Consider the following 19,377-nt stretch of genomic DNA (forward strand, 5'->3'; position numbering starts at 1 on the left):
TTCTCCAGTGATGGGATTAATAATAAAGGGTCATGGTTTATGTGTCAATATAAATGACATATTTTTTATTTAAAAATAAATGTAAGCGGTTAACGAAAGATAACCAACACAAAAACCACTCAATATATAACACAGACATAACATATAAGCCCATGGATTAGCATTTAATTTGAATCTTGAACCTATTAATTGGAATAGAAAGACTGAAAGTGGTATTTTGCTTGGATTAATGTGAGGGTGTGTGAATCGATGGTAAATTGAAGGTAACACTCGCATCAAAAGGAAACTCTCAAAAAGGAGGTAGCTTTTGATGCGAAGTGAGTTAGTTACATCGAAGGTGCTAAAAAATCATTGAAACTCAACGGTCTTAACCGCTGCGTCCTCTTGGATCATCGATAACAATTGTACTGGATTAAATGATTCAGGCAATCTTACAACGATTTCTACGTTTAATTCGGATTCTACACTGTTATTTTCAGCATGAAAACTTAGAACAGCGATTTTGTGTTCTTTAAGCAACTCTTGAATTCGGCCCATAGCGCCTTCTGTGTTAGCTAGACTTATAACGAGCTGTTGGGTTTTTGGTGCGGCCAGCCAGCTGTTACGACTGTGTAAGATCTTTTGCCCAAGTAAAATGATTATCGTTGCTCCTACGCCAAGAATATAAAGACCAGACCCTATAGCCATGCCCACTCCGGCTGTTGCCCAAATCCCTGCAGCAGTAGTGAGCCCTTTGACTGTGTGTCTTTGCATAAAAATCATTCCTGCGCCCAAAAAACCTACTCCGCTTACTACCTGAGCAGCTATCCGAGCGGGATCAAGAGAAAGATTAGGCCAATCCGCTTGGTCCTGAAACCCATATTTGGAGATGACCATCATGAGTGCAGCACCTAAGGCCACAACAAAATGTGTTCTAACTCCAGCTTCTTTCATCCGGCTTTTGCGTTCATATCCAACTAATACGCCACAAATTCCCGCGCCAATTACACGAAGCAAATACTCAAACTCCATACCTTCACCTTCTTTCATCATGATATGTATGTTGGATTAGTACCACGTAGGATAAAGTCGATAATCTATTTATTGTATCACAAACAAAAAACCATAATACGTCCTCTCGCATTATGGTTAACTCGCTTTTTTATAATTTTATACTTCTTAGTTCGTATCGGAAGCTAACAAAGAGCAAATCTCCGCATCTACAAATCTACCTTTTTCAAAAAAAGATTCGCGCAACAATCCCTCATACTTAAAGCCCGCTTTCAAAAGAGACTTCTTGGAGGCAATATTAGCCGGATCATAAAACGCCTCAATTCGATGGAGCTTCATATGCTCAAAGCCATACGCAATAATAGCTGTCAGGACTTCCGTCATCACACCCTGCCGCCAATAAAGTGGAGATAATTCATACCCAATCTCTGCTTTGAAATTTCTGTGCGCCCAGTTATGATATCCGCATGAACCCATCATTATATTATCCTCACGCCTGGCTATTCCCCAGCGAATACTTTGTTTGCCTTTGAAACGTTCATCCCATCTTTCGATAAGGTTGATCGCTTGCTGTATATCGGTAAAGCTATCCAGATCATAATACTGGGTCACTTCATCTTTTGAAAAATAATTATATATTTCTTTAGCATCATCCAGTGTAATTCTTCTCAAAATAAAGCGGTCTGTTTCGAGCACAGGAAATCCTTCAACGTTATCGATCATATTTTCCTTAAGTCTCCTCTCATTTCTCTAGTAGTACAGTTCGTCGTGGAAAGTGAAACTTCCTTTAGGATATAATGTATTTTATAAACTAGTGATTTTTTTCACCTTGTAATCATTTGTTCATATTGCGTTCTTAATTGCTTGATACACTTCAATCATAACGATAACTACAAAGGAGATATTCTTATGAAAAAATTGTATTACACGTCTTTTTTCTATGCAATTCTTGGTTTGATAGCCGGAGTGGCCTATCGCGAAATTACTAAAATGAATGATTTCACAGGAGATACTATATTAGTTGCGCTTCACACTCACATTCTAGTCTTAGGATTCTTTTTCTTTATTATTGCTATGATCTTAGACAAGTTATTTAATATCCATGAGGCTAAATCTTTTGGTGCATGGTACATTGTCTATAACATTGGTCTTCTAATCACGATTGGTGCAATGGCTACACGCGGAATGCTGCAAATTAACGGCAGTGATATTAGCTTCCTGCCCCATATTGCGGGTCTTGGTCACGCCATTGTTGGGGCTGGAATCATCTGGCTGCTTGTGCTACTCGGTAAACGAATTAAATAATACAGAAAGAGCCGCCAGGATCACTCCAGCGGCTCTTTTAAATATCCCCTGCTTCCGTTACGGAGCAATCCCCCATACGAGAGCATCACTTTGATAAAGCGTCACTTTATCCCAGTTAGTATAAGCAGTTTTAGTAGCATCAAAGGAGTAGTCATTGGCTTCGTTAAAATTAGTCCAATCTGATTTATATATTCTGAGTTGAATATCTCCGGACTGGCCTCCAGCTGGAATGGAACCAGCCGAAGAAGCAAACGAAAGTTCAACGTAAGTGTCTGCATTCGTGCCAGTGTAGTCTGCAAAGGCGACTTGAACATTATTATTGCCGATCTGTGCCCAATCAATTGTGCCATTTAACGTCTGATTACTATCTTTAGTGAAATAATAACGGATTTTAAGATCGCTTAAGTTCACTGCGGTTGTGCCGTTATTTTTAATATTAAAATAAGGTTTGATCTGATTGTCTGTCGCATTAGTATCTCCTGCCCGATACTGCAACGTCAGACTAGTTGCTGCCGGAACTTGTGGAACAGCACTTGCTTGTGCCGAATCCACACTTTCTCCTACACTGTTGGTTGCGCTTACAACATAGTAATAGGTTGTTCCGTTAGTTAAGCCTGTGTTGGTGTAGCTCGTTGCCGTTAGCCCGGTTGCTACAGTGGTGTACGGCCCTCCGCTTGTGGTAGCACTTTTCACAGTGTAGCTAGTCGCATCACTGGATGCGCTCCAGCTCAGGTTTACTTTTGCATCTCCTGCAGTCGCTACCAAGTTAGTTGGTGCCACTGGAACTGTCGCCACTGCTGCTGGAGCCGCACTCGCTTGTGTAGAATCCGCACTCTCTCCCACACTATTGGTTGCGCTTACAACATAGTAATAAGTTGTTCCGTTCGTTAGGGCGGTGTTAGTGTAGCTCGTGGTCGTTAGCCCTGCTGCTACAGTAGTGTACGGGCCTCCGCTTGTGGTTGCACTTTTCACAGTGTAGCTAGTCGCACCATTGGATGCGCTCCAGCTCAGGCTTACTTTCGCATCTCCCGCTGTCGCTACCAAGTTAGTGGGTGCCGTCGGAACAGTCGCCACCGCCGCTGGGGTCGCATTCGCTTGTCCCGAATTCACACTCTCTCCTACACTATTGGTTGCGCTTACAACATAGTAATAGGTTGTTCCGTTCGTTAAGCCTGTGTTGGTGTAGCTCGTTGCCGTTAGCCCGGTTGCTACAGTGGTGTACGGCCCTCCGCTTGTGGTCGCTCGTTTTACGGTGTAACTAATCGCACTGCTGGATGCCGTCCAGCTCAGGCTTACTTTTGCATCTCCCGCTGTCGCTACCAAATTAGTGGGTGACGCAGGAACTACAGTACCCCCTCCGTTACTCAGAGGAATTACAGGGTAAGCATTCTGTACCAGCTGAACAAATTGATCATGGAACCAGTGGCCTGATACAGGCGCATTAGGTAATGCACCGGTCAGTGTGCCGCTTGAGCTGGTATAAGTCGGATCACACATTCTGTCAAAGCCCTTGCCCTCATTATTTGGAATGGCGCTGCTGGAGCCGTCAGATTCTCCCGGAGGTTTCACCCAGACGAATGCATCCAAATGTGAGGCTGCATAACCTGCGGGTGCTGCTTGTGGAACTTCTCCAATTCCGGCACCGCTGGCATTACACCAATTGCCGCGATGGAGACGTTTATCAATCCGACCGGAATCCGCATAAGCGTTAACGGTTGTTCCGCTTGCACTAGTCGGACGATTTGCTCCTCCCCACCCATTACGGGAAGTATCAATAAGGAAGCCGATCGTGGAAGGCCAACCTTTTGCTACAAAACCTGAATACAAAGCTGCTGTGAAATCAGCTTCATCAAAATACGGATTCCATTCATAATAACTTGCAGAACGAAGCTGCTGGCTGCCTATCGTAAGATTCGGATCTGGAAGATTAGGTTCTACTAGTGGAGTGGTATTGGCTGTATTCGTAATGAATCCATCGACACTAGCAAGTCCAGCTGTAGTGCCTGACACAACCGAAGTAAAGAGGTCGATAGCGGGGCCACGGTTAGTATCCCATCCGAGCCAACCAGAGTGACCAATATCCATGTAAGTATACACATTTGGAATGGCATGGAGAGCATTTAAAGTGTAACGTGTAGCATCACGGTAAATATTCGTGGAGTTAGCTTGAGCACACTGTGGTGTGCTGAGATTGGTAACTAGATTCGGAAGCGAATCCGGCTCTACGATAGTCACTATCCGAATGTCACTATATTTGGGCTTTGCAAAAATACTGGCGATTACGTCAACATAATCTGATTTGTAGGTTGTCAAACCCGCTGCTGTCAGTGGCAGCTCGCCATTGGAGGCCAAAGCGTGGCAATCCCGCCCAGGCATATCATAAATTACGAATGTGGCTGTAATCGGCGTGTTTGGTTGCTTTTGCGCGAGTACGGAATCTAATGTTTCCTCAAGACTTTTTCTGCCTCCGTTTTCTGTCCCGCCATAAATTGCAGCAATTCGATCCAGCCATACGGCTGTCGGATATTTTTTAATGGTCTCCATCTTGGAAACTAAAGTACTATCGGTAACCTGAGCAATAGAGGTATCAATCAGTGCGGCATAATCAGGATTAACATATGCTGTAGCTCCTACAAACGGATTGTCAACATGCGCCTCACTGGCATACGTGGTAGAAGGAGCATATCCGGTGATAACTAAAGCCATGATCGTAAGCAATAACAACATTTGCTTCCTTAGTGCTTTTGTCATTTATTATTCTCCTTTCGACAATTAAATAAATTCGTAAATAATTTATTAATAGCCACGCGATGCTACAATTGCAGTATTCACTCCTTTAAAGAATGGTCACCTCCTCTATGCCTTACCCGCACTCATCATCACCTCCTCTCCGTTTTAAAGATCTAACAAGAGCCTAAATACCCTAACTATTTAACATAAATATAATTTTATTTAATTTATAGAAAATTATCCCTTTTCTTGAATACTACCATATCCTATTTTTAATTAGAAGATAGTAGATGAAATAAAAGTTTAATAATGAGACTATAAGAATATTTGTTTATAAACTGGTAAATGATACAATGTGGAAGTGACAAGGTATTTTGAATTTTAAGTATTTTCGAAGTAACGCTAACAAACCTTTAAGGAGTGAAAAAAATGTCCATCGATGTTTATCTTAATTTCAATGGGAATTGTCGTGACGCAGCAGAGTTTTACGCAGAGGTGTTTGGCACTGAACGTCCACAAATCATGACCTTTGGTGAAACACCACCCGATCCCAATTTCACTCTTCCTGAGGAAGCTAAAGATTTGGTTATGCACACCCGCTTGAATATCGAAGGCAGTAATGTAATGTTTTCTGATGTTTTTCCAGGCATGCCTTTTATCGAAGGAAACAATATTAGTCTTTCCGTAGTTAGTAAGGATTTAGATAACATAAAGAAATATTTCGATAAGCTTCAAGAGGGCGGTAAAGTAGTTATGGAACTGCAAGAAACCTTCTGGAGCTCTTGTTATGGTAGTCTAAAAGATAAATTCGGCATCGACTGGCAATTCAATTATGATGACGGACGAATAAATATGTAATAAAAAAACAACGGGCATGGAGTAACTAACCTCCTGCTCGTTGTTTTTTTGTTTTTCGCTTAAATTAGTCCATAATCAAATCGTACACACTAACCTTCCGAATTCGCCGGGCAACAAGCATAGACACCGCATAAGCGACTACTAGAATGGCTGCACACAATAGCAATACTTGAGGCAAACTAACCGCCAGTTGGACATTATAAATCCCTAAACTCGAGAGCAATAGTACAAACGCTGAGTCTGAGAAAAAATACCCCCCTATGCTCCCCAAAGCTACTCCCACCACAATCACCGGAAACAGACTAAAGGTAATCTGCGTCATCAGATTAAAAGTGGTGTAACCCATTCCTTTAAGAATGCCGAACTCACGTTTCCGCTTCAGAATCAAAGTCTTAATCACTAAATACAAAATCAGACTGACTACTATAATCGTCACCACAGTGATGACTGCTGTCATAGAAGATACTGCGGCAGTGAATGTACTGAGCGTACTATCAACCGTTTCTCGAATGTTAGTAATGTTCCATTGCTTAGGGAAGCGTGCTTCCAGATCCTTCACAAAAGCTTGCGCATCTCCCCCCTCTTTCAGATACACATTGATGGACAGAGGGGTGTACTCCGGTTGAAGTCTTCTCATTCCATCACCGGTCATACTCGCCACCATTCCAAGTTGGCTAATCTGCTGGCTTAAGCCAGTAACCAAATAATTCTCCGTCACACCATTAAAAGTGATCGGGACCTCGTCCCCTATTTCTGAATTTTCCAACTTTGCAATAACACCGGAAATCACAATTTCATTATCATAAATTGGCTCTCGCCCTTTGTATATGGTTTGTGTCTCCAGCTTGCTATAATTGTCAGATACCCGGAGCATAAAGCTGGTGTTTTTAATCGAAGCGACCATGCTATCCAATACAGTCAACTTTTCAACCCCTGGCATGGCTTCTAATTCTGTAAACTTCCCCTGCTGTAGGTCACCGTTTTTCGGCAATAACAAAAAGTCGCTGCGTTCTATACCTACCAGTTCTATAACGGCGGAGGTATCTCCCTTAAAGTTGAAATTCAATATAGAGCAAAAAATACTAGAAAAGGTTAATCCGGCAACGATCAATACGATCATCATATTCTGTTTTGCCTGCCTTACTAAAGCTTTAAGGCTTAAGCTAAATTGCAGATTCATCCGGGATGTTTCGAGTGGAATTGGGTTCCGCTTGAAATTGTGAGTGAGGATTCCGCTCTGCAGAGCTGTAATCGGAGTAATGTTCCGAATTCGCCGGCTCGACAGATAGGTAACAAGTAGCACTAGTCCAGAGACAATAACCAAACTAAGCACTGCACTGACCCCTTCAAAGGATATTGGCCACAGAAGTCCGATTGAAGACGAAATCATATTCCCTACCAACGGCATAACCAGCCCAGATAACCCGCCTCCCGGTATAGCTGCAATGATGGAAACTGAGGTGAACTGTAGCAGAAGCGCATTTTTAATCTGCCATGAAGTATAACCGTTAGCTTTTAAAATACCGATGTTCGTTAAATTGTCTTCAATATGCCCCAATATTTGAAACCTGATGACAATAAGCGAGATTAGAACCATAATCAGTGCAAATACGATTAAAATGGCTGCTAAAAGATTAACAAAAACACGGTTTCCTTCGAGCCCAACCTCTGCCCGCATGACTTGAAATTGATCCGTACTTCCTGAGGCAAAAATCCGCTCACTAAGCATTTGCTCCAGCTTTACATCCTTTGAAGGATCGGTTAAATCTGCTGATAGAAAGCTGTACTGAGCTTCAGTTCCAAGACGTTCCCCCAACTGTTTATAACCTTCATCATTCAAAAATACTTTTAAAGCTCCATTAGTTAACGTCCCTAGCAACGGCTCCTCAATAAAGCCACCTATGGTATAAGAAAATGAGTTATTATCGTATACAAAAGTAAAAGTATCCCCAAGGTTATACCCCGATCCAACATGGAACAAATAAGGCAGATAGATCATATTCGCATCCTTAGATCCTAGTGGAGTCGTTGTCTTGAACAGTCCCTTGGTCCGCGGTGTATCCATGTTAAGAATTATAAAAGCTACCGTAGTGTCCGTTTGTCCGTACTTCATTTTAGCATCTGCTAACAGAATTGCTGCTTCATTCTCCCAGGATTCTGTATATGAATAACTATCCACAAGCTCCTCATACTCTTCTAGATAATCATCTTTTGGAAAATATGCACTTATTTCTGGAGTCCTTAATTCAGTCATTTTTTCTTGCTGGAAGGAATTGAGCTTCAAAATGACCGTAAGACCAATGTTCAGCAGCAGCACAGCTATCATGATAAGAATGAAGAGCGTAACCGTAGCACTTTTTCTTTTACGAATATTGGACCAAGCTAATTTTCCTATTAGGCTGCTCATCCCTACCACCCCAATTCGGTTAGAAAGGACTGTAATTGCTGCTGCCGTTCAGGTCCGTTATCTTCGCTATAAGGGGTAAGACGCAAATCTCCCACGATGACTCCATCCCGCAAATACAATATCCGATTTCCACGCAACGCGGTTTTAAGATCATGAGTAACCATAATTATACTTTGCCCTTGTCTATTCACCTCAGTAAGGACGCGCAGTACACCTATTCCTGCTGAACTATTTAACGCACCCGTCGGCTCATCGGCGAAAACCGCTTTTGGACTGTTGATCAATGCCCGGATAATCCCCGCCCGCTGAGCTTCGCCACCTGAGATTTGCGCCGGAAACTTGCCCCAGACAGAGTCATCCAGACCTACATCAGAGAGTAGCTTTTTGGCTTTTTTTACAGCACCTGCTCTATCCTTTTGTACAAGAAAAGCACTTGATAATACATTGTCGAGGACACTCATCGTATCCAGTAGATGAATCTGCTGAAACACGAACCCACAATTCTTCCGCCGGAATATCGCAAGCTGATCATTACTCATGGCTGTAATATCCTGACCTTCAAATAGAACCTCTCCAAGTGTTGGCTTATCCATACCCGAAATGGCATACAGCAGTGTTGATTTACCAGAACCAGAGCTGCCCATGATAATCGTAAAATCACCATGATATAAGGTCAGATCCAGATTTTTCAAAACATGCTGCTGAGTTCCTCCATGGGAGAAGGTTTTTCCAAGCTTATTAGTCTGCATCAGCACTTTATTATTCACTTCGCTCATGTTGAACACTCCATTTACATTCATGCTCATTAATTGCGCTAAGAAAAATCATAGTTCTACGCGAAATATAATGGCTGCAATCACAAGCTCATTCGTAATTGCAACCTTATCGTACGTTAAATGTTCTTAACATGTCTTTGTGCAATCCTTAGCTAATTCTTAATTCTGTCCTGCTAAAGGAATTAGCAGTTTGACTGTAAATCCGTCCTCCCGATTGGAGCACAGAATATCGCCTTGCATTTTTTGCATCATATAACGGGAAATGTACAGGCCTAGACCTGCACCATTCTGGCTCACGGCCAGACTGCCCCGAAAAAATTTATTGAATACTAAAGGCAGCTCCTCTTCAGGAACCCCGGGACCATAGTCCAGAATATCTACCTCCAGATAATGATCCGTGATCTCGAACTTAATATCTATGGGTGTGTCTGTGTAGGCATATTTGTAGGAATTATTCACAACATTATCGATCACCTGCTGCAACCGCAAGGGGTCCACCGTAATGAGACAGTCAGGCACAGATGCTGCTGAAATCCGTTCATAGAAATTCACATTATTTATAATTTGGATCAGCAGGTGGCTTTGCTCTTCCGTTAAGCTGACTTTAAGTTCATTTAGTTCCTCCAAGGTCGAATGGAACATATCAGTCACCAGACGATCAATCTGATCTGCTTTGGAGTACAAAGTGTTAAGCTGTCTGCCGGTCTTCTCATCCCTTGCGCTTAATAACATCAGTTCCGTGATCGCCTTTAACGAAGCAACGGGTGTTTTAATGTCATGACTGAGACTAGCAACCAGTTCCTTTTTACTTTTATTCGCCAAATATTCGCTGTGTCTAGCCGCTGCAAGCTCTTCCCGCATCATATCAAAGCTTTCGGTAAAAGCACCAAACAGATGATTACGATCCATCTCCAGCGGCACTTCCAGATCACCTCTCGCGATATGCTTCGCGAATTGCTGCATTTTGCGGAACGGACGGAGAACCGATCGATTCAGGAACCAAATATAGAGAACGCCTAGAACCGTAAGCAGAAGCAGCATCACAATAGAAACTTGTATAAATTGTTTTTTCATATGTATAAAGATCGCACGGTAATCATTATTAATAATCACCTTCCCCACCATCTTATCCTGAACAAAAACGTCCACTAGAGTATCCCGATTATTGATGGCTTCGTTAACAGTAACGGAAATCGCATTTCCCGTCTGATATTTAAGTACTCCCGTGGTATCTATAATAGCAAATTCATAAGGACTTTCCTTGTACAGCTTCGGATCAAGCTTGTCCCAGTTCTGTTCCGTGAGCTTCACAATGGTATTGATCGCCACTCTATCTGTTCCTGTCTCCACCTGCAAATTAAGAATTAGGAAGGTGAGCGCTAAACTTGCGGCAAATATAGTAAGCAGAAGGGCCAACAGCAGTTTTTTTGTCATAACTATTTGTCCTCAAAAGCATAACCGATGCCCCATACTGTACGGATGTACTGAGGATCATTAGGATTCTGCTCAATCTTCTCACGTAGATGACGGATATGTACATTTAAGGTGCCATCCCCCGCAAAAACATCTCCCCATACCTCAGTAAATAACTCCTCTTTGGGGATTACCCTATTTTTCTGCTGAATCAAATAGCTGAGCAATTTATATTCCATCGTTTTCAGCTTGAGAGCTACGCCATTAAGGCTTGCCCTCCTAAGTTCGGGGTCTATCTGGATAGGGCCGGCTTGGAGGATAGCTGCCTCAGCTATAACTTCATTATTGTGGCGTTTAAGCACCGCCTTCACTTTTGCGAGCAGCACTCGCAGGGTATACGGCTTATGAATATAGTCATCTCCTCCGATATCAAGAGCAATCAATACATCATCTTCACTGGAGCGGGCACTAATAAACAAGATGGGAATCCCCATCGTCTGACGCAGCTCTTTGCATAACTGGAAGCCGGATTCACCGCCTAAATTAATATCTAGCAGTAACATTGAGACCTGATGCTCACGTAAAAAGCTTCGACAGGCATCAGCGCTTGTAACAAACGCGGTTTGAACATCGAACAAATTAAAATATTCGCAGGTGGTCTCCGCAAGTTCAGTTTCATCATCAATAATTAAACAATCATATCTCATGGATTTCTCTCCGCTTCAACAGAATTTAGTATTATGTTAGAATATGCCTTTAAGGAGGGGTTACCTGTGGATAAACAATCCCAGCGTCTGGAGCAATTTTTAGATAAATACGAACAAAGCTGGCCATTGAGCGGCACAGTCTTGATAGCTCAGCATGGAGAAATCAAGCTACAAAAGGCATATGGGTATGCGAATCTTGAACATCAGGTCCCGAACGCTATAGATACCAAATTCCGGATCTGGTCGCTAACCAAGTCATTCACTGGCATGGCAATTCTGATGCTAAAAGAACAAAAACGTCTGCGACTGGAAGATCCGATCTTAAAATATCTTCCTGAACAGCATGCATTCGAGGGGATGACCATCCTTCATCTGCTGGGACATACCTCGGGTATAGCCAACTACACTTCTCTACCCGAATATAATCAAAAATTAAATAAACTGAAGCTGACTCCCTTGGAGATGTTACAGCTATTTGTGAGTCAACCGCCTGCATTTATGCCCGGCACATCGTTTTCCTATAATAATTCGGGTTATTATTTATTAGGAATGATCATTGAAAAGATTACTGGCATGACATTTGAAGATTATATCACTACTTTTATATTACAGCCTCTTGGCATGGTAAATACAGGAGTTTATAACAATCAGCAAATCATTTCAAAATTAGCCTCACCTTATCATTCCTCATGGGGAGAGTATACTCAGGGTGAATACATACATATGAGCTCTATCCTGTCAGCGGGTGCCATGTATTCGACGGCTGCTGATCTTTTCCTGTGGGATCAAGCGTTATACTCCGATCAATTAGTGTCTCACGATACTCTGGAGATGGCTTTTCATTCAAGTAATCTCAAGTATCGATTTGGTTGGTTTTTGGACGAACGTTATGATCGCAAAAGAATGTATCATGGTGGTGCTTATCGCGGCTTCCGAAGTGAAATGCACAGATATCCAGAAGAGCAGACAACCGTCATCATGTTGACCAATTATGATTGTGTCCCCATTACCAAGTTAACGGAATCTCTATCTGGATTAGTATTCGGTGAGCCTGCTGAAATGCCGATATTCCCGCGAGCCTTTCCACTTGATGATAGCATGTATGCTGAATATATGGGGACCTATGAGGGATTTGGCTGCAAAGCGAGCGTGGAGCGTAGGGGCCAGGACTATTATTTTGTCTGGAATGATGAAGAGGTTACACCGTTCTATCCTATCTCAGAAACAAGATTCCATCATACCAAGCATGACAGTGAATTTGAATTTAAACGAAATGAACAGGGTGAGCTTTCATTTCTGGGGATGAAAAAAAACAAACGAGTGCCGCAATAGCCATAAAATAGCTACTGGGCACCCGCCTTTTTTCAGCTAAGGCCTAAGCCTTGGCCAAAATTATAAATTGCGTGAGCATCACGATTACCGCTGAAGACACCCCCAGCGAATTAATGATTGTTAAAGCATTTGGATAACTTTCTTTCCGAAATTGTGAGAACAAAGACACCGTCCATAACACGCTGAAAAATAACGACGACAACCCAGATACAGCTTCACTATCAATTCGTCTGCTCCGGAGAAACAATCCGGCAAGGGTGGCGACAGTATAAACAATATATATTACTAGCTCTATCGATGTGATAACGATCGCCTCGCCGGTAGAGAACAAACGCATTAACAAGTATTGAAAACCTAAACAGATAAACACAAGCTGGTTAAAAGATAGTCTCTTCACTCTCATAGCTTAGCTCCTTTAGGATATATTTTCACAAAAGACAACGCTTACATTGTACTAGTGATTGAATATATCTTCTGTGACTTTCCATACCCTGCCAAATATTAGTCGGATAATATCCTCACATACAAAAAAGGAAGTACACTTTGCGAAAAAAATCCGCAAGGCATACTTCCTTTTTTTTACGATTCGATTGTAGATTTAGACGGAATGGGACATCTTAGTTCCAAAATAGAATGAACAGTGGATTTATAAGATGTTTTCTTAAAATTAGGAGGTCATTGCTGTGAGAAACAAACAATCCATTGTCTTCGTGACCATTCCATTATCCGAGATCAAGAAGTTCATCCTTATTGATATTGTTGCTGGATGGGTCTTTTATTTTGCTATAAAATTCCCCTTCCATTCCTTAATTGCCGCCTCTGCCGGAAGCATGTTTGGTCCTATCCTCATACGCCAATCCATGAAGTTAGTTCAAAATCGCGCCAAGTTTTAAGGTTTTAAGAACTGCTCAATCTGTTTTTTATGATGCTTATCATGTGGGATAAAACTTCTCAAGTACTTGCGAACGCTGAATTTTTTGCGATCTCCATCCTTATATTCCTGATTGAATTCCTCTTCCGTTAAGCCTACAGCTGCATCTATGATTTTAGTTCTATAACGTACAAATTGTTCAATTAATGTTTGTTCAGATAATAATTTAGCATATTCTACAGCGTTAGCATTAAACTCGTTAAAATCCAACTGCTTGGTTGTGATCGGTTCCCGGAGAATTATTTTCTTAATCGCACCTTCATAAAAATATTTATCCCATAACATGAGATGACAGATGATATCCTTTAAAGTCCATTTACCAGCTGCAATAGGCTGATTCCAATGTTTAGCTGATACTTCACCTAAAGATTCTACGAACGGGATGAGGGACTTAAATTCGAGTAACATTTGCTCATTTGTTTTTGCAGCCAGAGAGATCAACCTCCACATGAAAAATAAAATAATTCAGTCACAACATCTATGCTGCGTCATCCGCAGAAGCTGCGGCCAGATCCGTATCGGTAGAGTCAGGATTCAGCCAAATCTCAATCAACTCATGGGTACGCTTCACATCATTTTCGTCAAGGATGTAATACCATTGATCCTTCCGTCTGCCCTCACCCTGCAACATATGGCTTGTGATCTCAGGAGTACCCCCTTCAAGAATTACTCTTTTCGCCAAATCAAGAATAAAGTCTGACTTCATATTGGTTTGGAAATTACTGCCTGCTATTTCGATGATTTTCTGTATATTAAGGATATTATCTACTCTCTTCATCCGTTCAAGCGCAGATTTCAAAAAGATCCGCTGCCGCTCCGTTCGTTTAAAATCAGAATCCTCGCGGTATCTTACATACATTAATGCTTCAGCGCCAGAATAAATCGGTTTGTTCGGTTCAATTCTTAATTTCTCATGATCCGGGCTCTTGTTCTCAATCACCTTGGTAATCGGAAGTTCAACACCCCCTAGAGCATCTGTAACGCCCACAAGACCGTTAAAATTAATAGTAGCGTAATATTCGATAGGCGCGTTTAATAAATTTTTAACGGTGTCTACACTCATCTGAGGACCGCCATAGGAATGAGCTGCATTAATCTTGGTTTCTTTCCTAGCTCCTTTAACCTTTTCCGCTCCGATAATTTCTGCATAGGAATCACGAGGGATCGACACGAACAATACTTTATGATCAACTGGCCGGATCACAGTATATATAATCGAATCAGAAAGCCCGTTCTCTTTTCCCCGCTGATCAGTACCCAGTAGGAGGATAGAAAATGGACGATCCTTGTTATCCGCCGTTGGTTGTAATCCAGGAGCTTCAGCGTTTTCATTATTTTCTAAAGGAACGTATGATCCATCAAGCGTGTGTTCAATAGTCGGAGCCACAACATTATTAAATCCGAAAATCAGCAGTTCTTTACGAAAAACATAAGATCCTAGCCCAGCAATAAGTACGATAGCAAGCGTAAATAACCAGATCTTTTTTTTCTTGCTGGTCTTAGTTTTCTTCTTCACCTTTTTTTTCTCAATTCTACTTAAAGAAAATGAAGAAGCTGAATGGGTAGTCTGTTTATTTTTCATTCGGATCCTTAACCCTTCCTGATGACGGATTCTACCAGCCGATAATAGGGAATCATGTAGGTTGTCTCAAAGCCTAATCTATGCGCTAAGTTGAAAGAACCCTCGTTATCCAGACGACACGCCCACACCGGCTCAAGCTGATGTTCTAGACAGTATTCTATTAAGGCTGAACAGACCGCGTAGGCATAGCCCTTCCCCCGATGTGCTTCTGAAGTTTCTATGCCAATTTCCAGTTGATGCTCATTAACAAAACCCGAAAATGCCGTAGAGGCAATTTCCCCAGCGTCAAGAATATTGAAGCCCAGCCCCTCAGCAAGAAATTGCTCTTCATTCCTCCAAAACGCCTTAGGATTGACACCTCCTGTTGCCGCCAAAAACCGTTCTTTGTTCATTCGCACCACTTCAAGGTCTTGGTTAAGATAAGAAGCTTTCTGTTTCAGATATTTCTCGCAATTAAAGCTGAAGTTGACCCTTGTATTTCTATGGAGCATTTCCTGTTCACTCCAATGAGCGATAACTTCCGGCCAGCCTCCCGCTGGATCAACCTGCAGCAACTCTTGATGATGCCGAATCATATTTTTATTGGTTATGTAATCAAAAAGATCGCGCTTAAACTCTTCATTATCCGACTCTCCAATTAATAAAGACATTCCACAAGGGTGAGCAATGTAAAAAGCACGCGGGTTAACGATATCGTCAACATATACGCTGCCAGGTATGACTTGTTTAACCACGGACTCAGCAAACATCGTATTTATTTTCACTTTTCCTAAAGGCTCAATAGCTTTGTAATAATCTTTACGCTCTAGTCGTTTCATAATTTTCTCCTTAGATCTCACGTAATGTTTTGATAGATAACCACCAGTATGTGAGGATATTTTTTTGCTGGATGACACTGTTACCTAAAATATCCCATTATTATAGACGATCTTAGGGTCGATAAGTTTCTATTTATAAGAAATTTGTGAGACAAAAAAAGACCATATCCTATCAAGGATTGGTCTACCCTATTTATTAATGATGATCTTAGTTTTTTTTCACAATCATATCGATCTCACTCTTGAGTAAAAGATATCTGACGACACTTCTCATGATCGGAACTTTAGTCAACTTATGCTGATCTACATAACTTTTCATTTGATCTTTAGACAGCCCGAGCAAGCTTCCCGCTTCAGACACCGTCAATACTTCCTTGTTACTTGTAGCGTTAAAGGTTTTCTTAACTTTTAAATTCCAGTCTTCAAACACCTGCATTTACATCCGCCACCTTTCTATAAAAAAATCCCCAAACGATACGTTTGGGGATTCATTTTACTACTTACAGTTTTACAACATTCTCAGCTTGTTGACCACGATTACCTTGAACTACGTTAAATTCTACACGTTGTCCTTCATCCAGAGACTTGAATCCGTCACCAGTAATTGCGCTGAAATGTACGAATACATCTTCTCCACCTTCAACCTCGATAAAACCAAAACCTTTGTCTGCGTTAAACCATTTCACTGTTCCTGTTTGCATAATATAATTACCACCTTATTTTTATTTACATGTTATTCTTATCCTCAAAAAATCTCTTGCAAAATCTCTAAAAAAATAAAAATTCACATATGGTACAAGGTTATTAACGTCTAAAGAATAACCCTCTACGCTATGTGAATTCGCCAGGTAAATACTTTCGATAGATTGATTATAACACAGCTAACACCAAATAGATACTCTTCTGCATTATGAAGAAAATGGGAGGTAAGAAGGAGCTGTGCCATAATTGATTCTACGAGCGGAGACTGACCTCCTCACTTTCAAAATCCTAAAATCAACAAAACAGCGATTCTTCTGTTATCGAAGAATCGCTGTTCAGCGTTTTTTGGTCATTTGCGGCCTGCTACGACTACACATTCATTATCCTACGGGGCTTTCGGACTCGGTAGACGTTATTTACATGTTTTTATTCTTTACCGCTAGATTTCGGACTCCAGTGACGCTATTCCTTGGAAAGAGGCTCATAATAAGCATTTTTCAGGCCAATAGCTGCACTGGAGTCCGATAACATTCCAAATATCGGATAATCGTACGTTTAAGGACCACTGTGTCCGTTAGCAGGTTACTAAGCGTATTTTCCAGTGACTAAGCATCTGCTTTCGACACAGCAGTCATTTTCATAGTTTTAGGTGCCAGCCCTTCTCTATATTTGAAAAGGGAATCTAAATTTTAAAGTAAGATAATTTATCCAACAGGTCTTGCACCATTGAGCTGAGTGACTCCGACGAGGCTGAGATCTCTTCCATAGAAGCAAGCTGCTCCTCAGAGGCTGCTGCCACACTTTGGGAGTCAGAGGAAGCTTCCGAAGCAAGATCGGCTAATTGTTTAACGGTAACTGAAATTTGCTCCGTTCCCGCGGTCATCTGCTGTGCAGCTGCTGACACCTCTTGGATCTGATCGGTTACCTGTGTCATCTCTGTCAGAATCGACGTAAATAAAAGATCACTATCAGATACACTCTGCACACCAAGAATTACTTTTTCATTGCCGACAGCCATCGCTTGTGAAGCTTGATTAGTATCTTGCACCACATCTTCAACCAAAGCAGTAACTTGTTCGGCAGCTTTTTTAGTCTGATCTGCCAGCATGCGAATTTCTGAGGCCACCACCGCAAAACCTCGGCCATGTTCACCCACTCTGGACGCCTCAATAGCCGCATTTAGTGCCAACAGATTGGTCTGTTTACTTATGTTCGAAATCAAGCCGATAATCCCGCTGATCTGAGCAGATCGTTCGCCTAAACGTTCAATCGCCAGACTCGTCTCATCTACAGACAGCTTTAACTCCGACATTTGATTCACTGCCATTTGCAGCTGGACACTGCCCTTTTTCGTCTGATCGGTAACTTCATCTGCAGATGCAGATACCGATGACGAAGAGTCAGCAATCCGTTGCACTCCAACATTCAGCTCGCTCATCGCCATTGAAGAATCACCCGCATAATCACTCTGCAACTGCGCTCCTTCGGCTACTCGTCCAATTGCCACAGCAATTTGTTCAGCAGCTTTCCCAGTCTGCTCAGCGTTAGCTGTCAGCTCTTCAGAAGTAGCTCCCACGGACATTGATAGATCAGCGACAAGTCCAAACATTTCTCGAAGCTTATGGGTCATATGATTAAAATGTGTAGCCATTTTGCCGAATTCATCATCATTTCGAACCTGCAGGGTTTGAGTCAAATCCCCCTGAGACATCAGCTGCAATTTCTCAGATAACAAACGAAGCGGTTTAACTACCATCAACCATAGTTGAAGACCAACAATAACAGCTAAAATCAAAATCCCAATAATCATAATGATAAAAAATTCTGTTTTAGCTTGTTCATAATCAGCCATGATAACATCCTTAGAGATCGCTGTCTGTGTGTACCAGACCTGGTCACTTCCAGGCATTGGTATCGGAACAAAAGTCCGCAGCACGTCTTCTCCCTTGGAATTTATCGTGTATCCCAGTTTGGCCTCCCCATTCTTCACACGCTTCCACAGTACTGTTTTATCTTCTGTATCACCGAATTCTTTGAGTACACTTTGAGGATCATTTGGGTTGGCTGCATATTTGCCATTACCAGTGATTAAAGAAACATAACCTCCCAGAGGTTTATAGTTAACGGCTTCTTCCTGCAATTGGGTTAACGAAACATCGAACCCTACAGTCCCCAGAAATGCACCCGTTTTATCCAAAATTGGCAGCATGACCGAAATCATCTCTATAGCTCCACCAGTCGTCTCATAGGAGTAGGGTTCAATATATACCGGTTTTTTCTCTTTTTTTGGTAAAAGGTAATAATCACCCGCACCTTCTACATCATAATTCTTTAAGGGTTCAACCTTTATTGCACCTTGATTTCTAAAGACATAAGGAATAAAACGCCCCGTACCATCATCATATGGCATCTTATTTATATTAGCCTGATCGTTCTGATCAAAAGCATTGGGTTCCCATAATATGCTCATCCCAAAAATTTCTGGTCTGTGCTCAAGCATAGTTTTCATTGTAGAAACAACATCTTCACGGTCCAAGGTTTGACGTTCTCTTGATTCAAGGAGTACTTCAGCGAGCGCTTCACCCGTCGACTGAATGTCTATCATTCTATTCTGAATGGTCTCCGCATAACTTTTTCCTGCGACCTCTGCCTGAAGTTCACCGTTGGATATGCTCACACTACGCAGATTAGCCAGGTTTGCGACTAAACTAAAGAAAAAGATCACAATAATTACTAAACTTACCACCATAACAAATTTAAACGTTAATGAAAGCCTTCGATACAATGCCATCTGAACAACTCCACTCTAGGATAATATATCTTTAA

18 protein-coding genes are annotated in these 19,377 nt (G+C 41.7%); 4 read left to right on the forward strand and 14 right to left on the reverse strand.

All coding sequences use genetic code 11. The features are described from left to right. Positions 1-348: 348 nt before the first annotated feature. The gene (locus MHB56_RS04275; RefSeq protein WP_094903188.1) at positions 349-1,011 is read right to left on the reverse strand and encodes an MgtC/SapB family protein; all 663 of its coding nucleotides are present in this window, start codon (positions 1,009-1,011) and stop codon (positions 349-351) included. 147 nt (positions 1,012-1,158) lie between these two features. Then, positions 1,159-1,713 carry a GNAT family N-acetyltransferase gene (locus tag MHB56_RS04280; RefSeq protein WP_081387118.1) on the reverse strand — a complete coding sequence of 185 codons (555 nt, stop codon included), beginning with the start codon at positions 1,711-1,713 and terminating at the stop codon, positions 1,159-1,161. 186 nt (positions 1,714-1,899) lie between these two features. Here MHB56_RS04280 and MHB56_RS04285 point away from each other — a divergent pair, with 186 nt between their 5' ends. After that, on the forward strand, positions 1,900-2,295 hold the full coding sequence (locus MHB56_RS04285) for a DUF2871 domain-containing protein (protein WP_076129897.1): 396 nt from the start codon (positions 1,900-1,902) through the stop codon (positions 2,293-2,295). A 57-nt stretch (positions 2,296-2,352) separates the two neighbouring features. Here MHB56_RS04285 and MHB56_RS29815 read toward each other — a convergent pair whose 3' ends face one another. Then, positions 2,353-5,046: a glycoside hydrolase family 6 protein gene (locus MHB56_RS29815; RefSeq protein ID WP_445667741.1), complete on the reverse strand. Its 2,694-nt coding sequence runs from the start codon at positions 5,044-5,046 to the stop codon at positions 2,353-2,355. Between the two features lie 408 nt (positions 5,047-5,454). Between MHB56_RS29815 and MHB56_RS04300 the strand changes: the two genes are divergently transcribed. After that, positions 5,455-5,883 carry a VOC family protein gene (locus tag MHB56_RS04300; RefSeq protein ID WP_076183122.1) on the forward strand — a complete coding sequence of 143 codons (429 nt, stop codon included), beginning with the start codon at positions 5,455-5,457 and terminating at the stop codon, positions 5,881-5,883. Positions 5,884-5,947: 64 nt separating this feature from the next. Here MHB56_RS04300 and MHB56_RS04305 read toward each other — a convergent pair whose 3' ends face one another. The 4 genes from MHB56_RS04305 to MHB56_RS04320 form a co-directional block, all read right to left on the reverse strand. Next, complete coding sequence (locus MHB56_RS04305; RefSeq protein ID WP_076281466.1) at positions 5,948-8,290, reverse strand: ABC transporter permease; 2,343 nt, start codon at positions 8,288-8,290, stop codon at positions 5,948-5,950. 2 nt (positions 8,291-8,292) lie between these two features. Further along, positions 8,293-9,066: an ABC transporter ATP-binding protein gene (locus tag MHB56_RS04310; RefSeq protein ID WP_076183127.1), complete on the reverse strand. Its 774-nt coding sequence runs from the start codon at positions 9,064-9,066 to the stop codon at positions 8,293-8,295. Positions 9,067-9,225: 159 nt separating this feature from the next. Next, a complete protein-coding gene (locus tag MHB56_RS04315; RefSeq protein WP_076190536.1) occupies positions 9,226-10,500 on the reverse strand; it encodes a HAMP domain-containing sensor histidine kinase in 1,275 nt (424 codons plus the stop codon). A 2-nt stretch (positions 10,501-10,502) separates the two neighbouring features. Next, positions 10,503-11,186 carry a response regulator transcription factor gene (locus tag MHB56_RS04320; protein ID WP_076129903.1) on the reverse strand — a complete coding sequence of 228 codons (684 nt, stop codon included), beginning with the start codon at positions 11,184-11,186 and terminating at the stop codon, positions 10,503-10,505. Positions 11,187-11,252: 66 nt separating this feature from the next. Here MHB56_RS04320 and MHB56_RS04325 point away from each other — a divergent pair, with 66 nt between their 5' ends. Next, entirely contained in the window at positions 11,253-12,518 is a 1,266-nt protein-coding gene (locus MHB56_RS04325) for a serine hydrolase domain-containing protein (RefSeq protein ID WP_076276075.1), read from the forward strand. 43 nt (positions 12,519-12,561) lie between these two features. Here MHB56_RS04325 and MHB56_RS04330 read toward each other — a convergent pair whose 3' ends face one another. Continuing rightward, positions 12,562-12,921, reverse strand: coding sequence for a hypothetical protein (locus MHB56_RS04330; RefSeq protein WP_340010665.1), 360 nt, complete (start codon positions 12,919-12,921; stop codon positions 12,562-12,564). Between the two features lie 280 nt (positions 12,922-13,201). Here MHB56_RS04330 and MHB56_RS04335 point away from each other — a divergent pair, with 280 nt between their 5' ends. Further along, complete coding sequence (locus tag MHB56_RS04335; protein ID WP_076100132.1) at positions 13,202-13,411, forward strand: hypothetical protein; 210 nt, start codon at positions 13,202-13,204, stop codon at positions 13,409-13,411. On the opposite strand, the gene MHB56_RS04340 is transcribed toward MHB56_RS04335, so the two are convergent. The 6 genes from MHB56_RS04340 to MHB56_RS04365 all read right to left on the reverse strand — a co-directional run bounded on the left by MHB56_RS04340 (position 13,408) and on the right by MHB56_RS04365 (position 19,342). Next, positions 13,408-13,890 (reverse strand): DinB family protein, encoded by a 483-nt coding sequence (locus MHB56_RS04340; protein WP_179086268.1) that lies wholly within the window; start codon positions 13,888-13,890, stop codon positions 13,408-13,410. The two genes, MHB56_RS04335 and MHB56_RS04340, sit on opposite strands and share 4 nt — an antisense overlap. A gap of 37 nt (positions 13,891-13,927) precedes the next feature. Then, the gene (locus MHB56_RS04345) at positions 13,928-14,965 is read right to left on the reverse strand and encodes an LCP family protein (protein ID WP_076191015.1); all 1,038 of its coding nucleotides are present in this window, start codon (positions 14,963-14,965) and stop codon (positions 13,928-13,930) included. Positions 14,966-15,039: 74 nt separating this feature from the next. Continuing rightward, positions 15,040-15,849 carry a GNAT family N-acetyltransferase gene (locus MHB56_RS04350; protein WP_341143312.1) on the reverse strand — a complete coding sequence of 270 codons (810 nt, stop codon included), beginning with the start codon at positions 15,847-15,849 and terminating at the stop codon, positions 15,040-15,042. 208 nt (positions 15,850-16,057) lie between these two features. After that, positions 16,058-16,285 carry a DNA-binding protein gene (locus MHB56_RS04355; RefSeq protein WP_076190527.1) on the reverse strand — a complete coding sequence of 76 codons (228 nt, stop codon included), beginning with the start codon at positions 16,283-16,285 and terminating at the stop codon, positions 16,058-16,060. A 64-nt stretch (positions 16,286-16,349) separates the two neighbouring features. Beyond that, a complete protein-coding gene (locus MHB56_RS04360) occupies positions 16,350-16,550 on the reverse strand; it encodes a cold-shock protein (RefSeq protein ID WP_036685790.1) in 201 nt (66 codons plus the stop codon). 683 nt (positions 16,551-17,233) lie between these two features. After that, positions 17,234-19,342 (reverse strand): methyl-accepting chemotaxis protein, encoded by a 2,109-nt coding sequence (locus MHB56_RS04365; protein ID WP_341143313.1) that lies wholly within the window; start codon positions 19,340-19,342, stop codon positions 17,234-17,236. Positions 19,343-19,377 lie beyond the last annotated feature (35 nt).

The sequence above is a fragment of the Paenibacillus sp. FSL H8-0315 genome, assembly GCF_038005365.1.
Classification (GTDB): Bacteria; Bacillota; Bacilli; order Paenibacillales; family Paenibacillaceae; genus Paenibacillus_AQ; species Paenibacillus_AQ odorifer.